This is a genomic window from Microcoleus sp. (assembly GCF_041354475.1).
Taxonomy (GTDB): domain Bacteria; phylum Cyanobacteriota; class Cyanobacteriia; order Cyanobacteriales; family Microcoleaceae; genus Microcoleus.
The window spans coordinates 1-5,803 of the sequence record NZ_JBGJZU010000131.1; the positions used below are offsets into that span (position 1 = coordinate 1).

The 5,803-nt window shown below is 43.6% G+C and carries 8 protein-coding genes; all 8 read left to right on the plus strand.

Going from position 1 to position 5,803, the window contains the following annotated elements:
• The first annotated feature begins 420 nt into the window (after positions 1 to 420).
• Positions 421 to 2,007: a photosynthetic/respiratory NAD(P)H-quinone oxidoreductase subunit D1 gene (gene ndhD1, locus ACBR23_RS27770; protein ID WP_371118176.1), complete on the plus strand. Its 1,587-nt coding sequence runs from the start codon at positions 421 to 423 to the stop codon at positions 2,005 to 2,007.
• Between the two features lie 249 nt (positions 2,008 to 2,256).
• Positions 2,257 to 3,360, plus strand: a complete 1,104-nt coding sequence (locus ACBR23_RS27775; RefSeq protein WP_341738141.1) for an AAA family ATPase — start codon at positions 2,257 to 2,259, stop codon at positions 3,358 to 3,360.
• 39 nt (positions 3,361 to 3,399) lie between these two features.
• Positions 3,400 to 4,035: a hypothetical protein gene (locus ACBR23_RS27780; RefSeq protein ID WP_371118175.1), complete on the plus strand. Its 636-nt coding sequence runs from the start codon at positions 3,400 to 3,402 to the stop codon at positions 4,033 to 4,035.
• Between the two features lie 128 nt (positions 4,036 to 4,163).
• Positions 4,164 to 4,373 carry a type II toxin-antitoxin system HicB family antitoxin gene (locus ACBR23_RS27785; protein ID WP_371118174.1) on the plus strand — a complete coding sequence of 70 codons (210 nt, stop codon included), beginning with the start codon at positions 4,164 to 4,166 and terminating at the stop codon, positions 4,371 to 4,373.
• 3 nt (positions 4,374 to 4,376) lie between these two features.
• On the plus strand, positions 4,377 to 4,601 hold the full coding sequence (locus tag ACBR23_RS27790) for a type II toxin-antitoxin system HicA family toxin (protein WP_371118173.1): 225 nt from the start codon (positions 4,377 to 4,379) through the stop codon (positions 4,599 to 4,601).
• A gap of 26 nt (positions 4,602 to 4,627) precedes the next feature.
• On the plus strand, positions 4,628 to 4,864 hold the full coding sequence (locus tag ACBR23_RS27795; RefSeq protein ID WP_333032448.1) for a type II toxin-antitoxin system Phd/YefM family antitoxin: 237 nt from the start codon (positions 4,628 to 4,630) through the stop codon (positions 4,862 to 4,864).
• A complete protein-coding gene (locus ACBR23_RS27800; protein ID WP_371118172.1) occupies positions 4,861 to 5,244 on the plus strand; it encodes a type II toxin-antitoxin system VapC family toxin in 384 nt (127 codons plus the stop codon). Before ACBR23_RS27795 ends, ACBR23_RS27800 begins: the two co-directional genes overlap by 4 nt.
• A gap of 60 nt (positions 5,245 to 5,304) precedes the next feature.
• A complete protein-coding gene (locus ACBR23_RS27805; RefSeq protein WP_371118171.1) occupies positions 5,305 to 5,577 on the plus strand; it encodes a hypothetical protein in 273 nt (90 codons plus the stop codon).
• The last annotated feature ends 226 nt before the right edge of the window (positions 5,578 to 5,803 follow it).

Sequence of the window (5,803 nt, forward strand, 5' to 3'; positions counted from 1 at the left end):
CAGCCCCCCTTAAAAAGGGGGGGGAAAGAGTCTTTAAGTCCCCCTTTTTAAGGGGGATTTAGGGGGATCTAAATCTTAAGGAGTAGTTTGAAAACACGCCCTAGGGGGGGGTGGGGATTTAGGGGGATCTGAACTCAGCGATCGACAAGAGATACAAAGGTTTGTAGAGTTAAGTTCACACGATTAAAAGTATTGTCATGTCCCACCAAAAGATATTTTAAGAACTGACCTTAACTTAATAACTCACAATTGACAATTAGCCAATAGAAATAAATTTTTGATTAAACTCAAATTATGCGATCGCATCATTCGTAGCAATTATTGCAAAAACTCGGCTTCGTATAAAGAAAGTATAAAATTTAGAGCAAAATTGCCAAAATATGTTTAAACCTAATAATTGATGGATAATTTTAAAATGCAATGGATACAGCTAACTTTCCCTGGTTAACAACAACAATCCTGTTTCCTATTGCTGCGGCTTTGCTAATTCCTTTGATTCCCGATAAGGATGGCAAGACGGTGCGGTGGTATGCTTTGATTGTCGGTTTGATTGATTTTGCTCTGCTTGTTTACGCTTTTTACACTCAGTACGACTTCAGCAATCCGGGACTGCAACTGGTAGAAAGTTATACTTGGGTACAGCAACTGGATTTGAATTGGTCTGTGGGTGCTGATGGTTTATCGATGCCGCTGATTTTGCTGACTGGTTTTATTACTACTTTAGCTACTTTAGCAGCTTGGCCAGTTACGTTTAAACCGAAGCTATTTTACTTTTTGATGCTGACAATGTACGGCGGGCAAATAGCCGTTTTTGCCGTGCAGGATATGTTGCTATTTTTCCTGGTTTGGGAATTAGAATTAGTGCCGATTTACCTGATTTTGTCCATCTGGGGTGGCAAAAAACGGCTCTACGCAGCAACTAAGTTTATTCTGTACACGGCGGGCGGTTCGCTGTTTATTTTGGTTGGTGCGCTGACGATGGCGTTTTATGGCGATACGGTGACTTTTGATATGCGGGCGATCGCACTTAAAGACTTCGCCCCCAATATCGAATTGCTACTATACGCAGGTTTCCTAATAGCTTACGGTGTCAAACTGCCGATTTTCCCCCTACACACTTGGCTCCCCGACGCTCACGGCGAAGCCACCGCACCAGCCCATATGTTGCTAGCAGGAATTCTGCTAAAAATGGGTGGCTACGCTTTGTTGCGGATGAATGCAGGAATGCTCCCGGATGCTCACGCTGTCTTCGCACCGATTTTGGTAATTTTGGGTGTGGTAAACATTGTTTACGCTGCTTTAACTTCTTTTGCGCAGCGAAACTTGAAGCGGAAAATTGCTTATTCTTCGATTTCCCACATGGGCTTTGTGTTAATCGGGATAGCTTCGTTTACCGATTTGGGAATTAGCGGTGCAATGCTGCAAATGGTTTCCCACGGTTTAATTGGGGCGAGTTTGTTCTTTATGGTTGGTTGCACTTACGATCGCACTCACACCCTCATGCTCGACGAAATGGGCGGTGTTGGGCAGAAAATGCGTAAGGTTTTCGCCATGTGGACTGCTTGTTCTATGGCTTCTTTGGCATTGCCCGGAATGAGCGGTTTTGTAGCAGAATTGATGGTGTTTGTCGGTTTTGCAACCAGCGATGCTTACAATCCAGTATTTAAGGTTTGCGTGGTATGTTTAGCTGCTGTCGGGGTGATTTTGACTCCGATTTATCTGCTTTCAATGCTGCGGGAAATCTTCTACGGCCCGGAAAACAAGGAATTGGCGGAACATGAAGAATTGGTGGATGCAGAACCGCGTGAAGTGTTTATCATTGCTGCGCTGTTAGTGCCGATTATTGGCATTGGTTTGTATCCGAAGATGTTGACTCAGGTTTATGATGCCACTACTGTTCAGTTGACGGCAAGATTGCGGGATTCTGTACCTTCGTTGGTGGCTAAGGCTGCTGCTAATAAAACGGTGTCTTTGCGTGCTCCGGCGATCGAACTTAGTAAGTTGTGATTTGAACGAGATTTAGGAATAAAACCCCCAAACCCTATTTTTCAGAGAGTTTGGGGGTTTTCTGTTTTTGTTGATAGACAAATCCGGCAAACTTTGGTTTTCAAGTAATCTGGAGTTGGGTTTGAGAAACAAAGTGGGTATGGGGTCAAGGAGCGCGATCGGAGTGTTAGACCGTAACAGCGGTATAATTAATAGTTAGACATTATGCAAAAAAGCAAACACACCATCGCAGACTTAGGAGACTGACTTTTGAATAGGCTACAAAGATTAACCCTCAATGGATTTAAGTCTATTAAGGCAATAGATATTCAGCTACATCCCCTAAATATCCTGATTGGAGCAAATGGAGCAGGAAAGAGCAATCTCATCTCGTTTTTCAAGATGCTAAACGAGATGATGGCTGGACGCTTCCAACAGTTTATTGGTGTATCTGGTCGAGCTCAATCCCTCCTATATTTTGGACCTAAGACAACGCCCCAAATAGAAGCAAAACTAGAATTTGAAGTCGAAAATGGGGTGGACTCCTATCATTTTCGGCTGTTTCATGCGGCTGGTGATACCCTTATTTTTGCCGAAGAGACTTTGAGCTTTCTGCAAACAGGCAGGACATCCCCAAGGACTGACGAATTAGGTGCAGGACATCAGGAAACCAGAATCAAAGAAGCAGCAAAGGAAGGTAAGCAAACGGCTAAAATGCTGGAATATTTGCTGAATCGTTGCCGTGTATACCATTTTCATGACACATCTTCTACGGCGGGAGTCCGACAATCCTGTTACGTTGGTGACAGCCGATGGCTAATGCCCGATGCTGGAAATTTAGCTGCATTACTTCTGAGGTTCCGTGAAGAAAATGAGGGTGCAGCTTATCAACGCATTATCGGAACCATCCGTCTTATTGCACCGTTCTTCGATGACTTTGTTCTTGAGCCAGACGCATCTAATCGCGTCATTCTCAACTGGCGAGAAAAGGGGTCCGATCGGGTATTTGGGCCGCATCAATTTTCAGATGGTACTTTGCGTGCCATATGTCTTGCCACGCTGCTCTTACAGCCAGAAGATGAACTGCCAGAACTCATTGTCGTTGATGAGCCGGAATTAGGGCTGCACCCCTACGCTCTAAATGTTGTGGCAGATTTGTTTAGTAAGGCTGCACTCCATACGCAAATTCTCATTAGCACTCAATCTAGTTCTTTCTTGGATAATTTCGATCCTGACGATGTAATTGCGGTGAATCGAGAGGGCAAGGAATCGCAATTTAAGAGGCTAAATCCCACAAAATTAGATGCTTGGCTTGACGAGTATAGTCTGGGAGAAATTTGGGAGAAAAATATCATTGGGGGAGGACCACATTAATGGTGCGTCTCTGGGTTGCATTTTCGTTAGGTTTTTAGCATGAATGGTTATCTCATCTACCATCCGTCTCGTGCTGTAGCAGCGCTTGATGCTACTGTCGTTTATCACGATCGTATTGGCGGTAATCAAGATCCATACATTTGGAACAAGCAATTTCTGCATACGTATTGTCACATTACGCAGATGAAACCTAATGTTGGAGATATCAACTTTTGGGTGAGTGGCGATTCCTTTCCAAATTTCTGTCGTCTCTATTGCGATCTCGTATTTGTTGTTGCAGAAAAAGTATATTGGGGAAATGCCAATATCATCGATCGCAATGACGTGATTGTTGATAATGATGAGGCATACAACGATCACTACCGTTGGGCGATGCACCAGCATCATTTGAAACGTCGCCGTAGGTATACTCTAAAAGCAGATCCAGAGTACAGTTTTCAGCCGCAAGATATTGAGAACAACTTAATTGATATTATTCCTTTCTTGATCGAGCAGGGAATAACTATTGATGATGTGCGTCAAGGTATGCGATCGGGTTTTAATTCCAAACCGTTGCGGTTGGAGTCTCTTGCATCCAAGCTTTACAATTGGTTTGAAGAGAATGCTCCAATCAAGCTTGATGGATTACAATTACAAAATCTTAGGAAAAACAATCCACAGCTTGCCAGTCTGTGAGTATTGAATTGCTTATTGAAATCGCTCTCTGAATTTATAGTCTTAATTGTTGTTTTTTGCGAGACATATCTGCTATACTTAGAGCTGTTCGGTTTTGCTTAAAAATCAAGCTGTTTGAATTTAACTTTATGAGAACGTTCACTGCGGTTGTTGAGAAAGACCATGAAACTGCTTTGTATGTAGGCTATGTTCCCGGTTTCCCAGGAGCGCATTCTCAAGGAGAAACTTTAGACGAGCTACAAGCAAACCTGCGTGAAGTGATCGAGATGCTGTTGGAAGATGAGAACCCAGCCTTCAATACAGAGTTTGTTGGTACTCAGCAAATAGTAGTTGCGTAGATTATGAGCAATATTCCTGTTTTGAAGCCCCAAGAGATTGTTCGCATCTTAGAAAGTCTTGGGTTTGTGGAGGTTCGTCAGAAGGGATCGCATAAACAGTTTCGTCATGAAGATGGTCGAGGAACCACTGTTCCATTTCATAAAGGTCGCGATATTTCTCCGAGATTGCTGCGACAGATTGCAGGTGATATTGAATTGACCGTTGAAGAGTTTTTAGAGTCGTGGTAAAATAAATACGCACTAGAGGCATTTTTATGTTGAACGTGACAGTTGACGAAATTCAGCGCGATCCTTCAAAGTATCTGCGTCAAGTGGAAGCAGGTGCAACTTTTGTGATCCTGCAAGCAGATAAGCCGATCGCCGAACTCAGACCTATTTCTAGCAGCAAGCAATTACGACCATTCGGTTTGTGTGCAGGCGAGTTTACAGTTCCAGATGATTTCGACGCTCCTTTGCCGGAAGATATCCTCAGTGCATTTGAAGGTAAATGAAGATTTTGTTAGATACGCACATCTTTTTATGGTTCATCAGTGGTGACGCCCAGTTATCAACAGATGTTCGACATGCAATTCGCGATCCAGATAATGAGGTCTATTTGAGTGCAGTTTCAGTCTGGGAAGCAATTGTCAAGTACCAGTTGGGTAAGTTAGCTCTGCCGGAGCATCCCGAAACATATTTACCCAAACAGCGCAATCTTCATCAAATAGTCAGTCTTGCTCTTGATGAAAGTAGTGTAGCTCAATTGGCTAAACTGCCACCATTACATCGCGATCCATTTGACAGAATGCTGATCTGTCAAGCTTTAGAGAATGGTATGACTATTGCGACAGTAGATGGAGCAATTCGTGCCTACTCAGTCAGCGTTATGTAGCCGTGTAAGTGAGCTATCATATCCATAACAGCATCAAGAATTACAAAAAAGGAAAAATGTATGCAAACAATCCTTTTGAGTCGTGAAGAAGTCGCGCGTCGTGCGAAACATTTGTATGAGAGCACCATCCGCAAAAAAATAGAGTTAGAAGAAAATATTGGCAAGATGGTCATCATTGACATAGAAACAGGTGACTACGAAGTTGATGAAACTGGGCTAAAAGCCGCGCATAGTCTGAGGGCAAAGCATCCGTATGCTCGACTTTTTGGCATTCGTATTGGTTACAATGTGGCTGCCTCGTTGGGTGGTGTAATGGAGCGTGTCAACAAGTGATTTCTGGTATTGTGACCGATCGGCACGCGATCGTCGCGTTGACGTTTCTCCTCCCAAGCGGCTCGACTTTCCCGATCGAGTTTGTGATAGACACAGGCTTCACCGAAAAACGAGCGGGAAGCCCCTGGCTTTAGACATGGGGAGGAACGTGGCTGCGACTTGAGTCGCCTACATCTTTTAAGGGCGATCAATCTTTTGATAGTCGCCTAAAAAATGTTTTTTCTTG

What these genes read in the sequence shown, in the direction of transcription:
- ACBR23_RS27790 (WP_371118173.1), top strand. Translation starts at nt 4,377, where the DNA reads ATGAGCAATATTCCTGTTTTGAAGCCCCAAGAGATTGTTCGCATCTTA.
- ACBR23_RS27805 (WP_371118171.1), top strand. Translation starts at nt 5,305, where the DNA reads ATGCAAACAATCCTTTTGAGTCGTGAAGAAGTCGCGCGTCGTGCGAAA.
- ACBR23_RS27800 (WP_371118172.1), top strand. Translation starts at nt 4,861, where the DNA reads ATGAAGATTTTGTTAGATACGCACATCTTTTTATGGTTCATCAGTGGT.
- ACBR23_RS27785 (WP_371118174.1), top strand. Translation starts at nt 4,164, where the DNA reads ATGAGAACGTTCACTGCGGTTGTTGAGAAAGACCATGAAACTGCTTTG.
- ACBR23_RS27795 (WP_333032448.1), top strand. Translation starts at nt 4,628, where the DNA reads ATGTTGAACGTGACAGTTGACGAAATTCAGCGCGATCCTTCAAAGTAT.
- ndhD1 (WP_371118176.1), top strand. Translation starts at nt 421, where the DNA reads ATGGATACAGCTAACTTTCCCTGGTTAACAACAACAATCCTGTTTCCT.
- ACBR23_RS27780 (WP_371118175.1), top strand. Translation starts at nt 3,400, where the DNA reads ATGAATGGTTATCTCATCTACCATCCGTCTCGTGCTGTAGCAGCGCTT.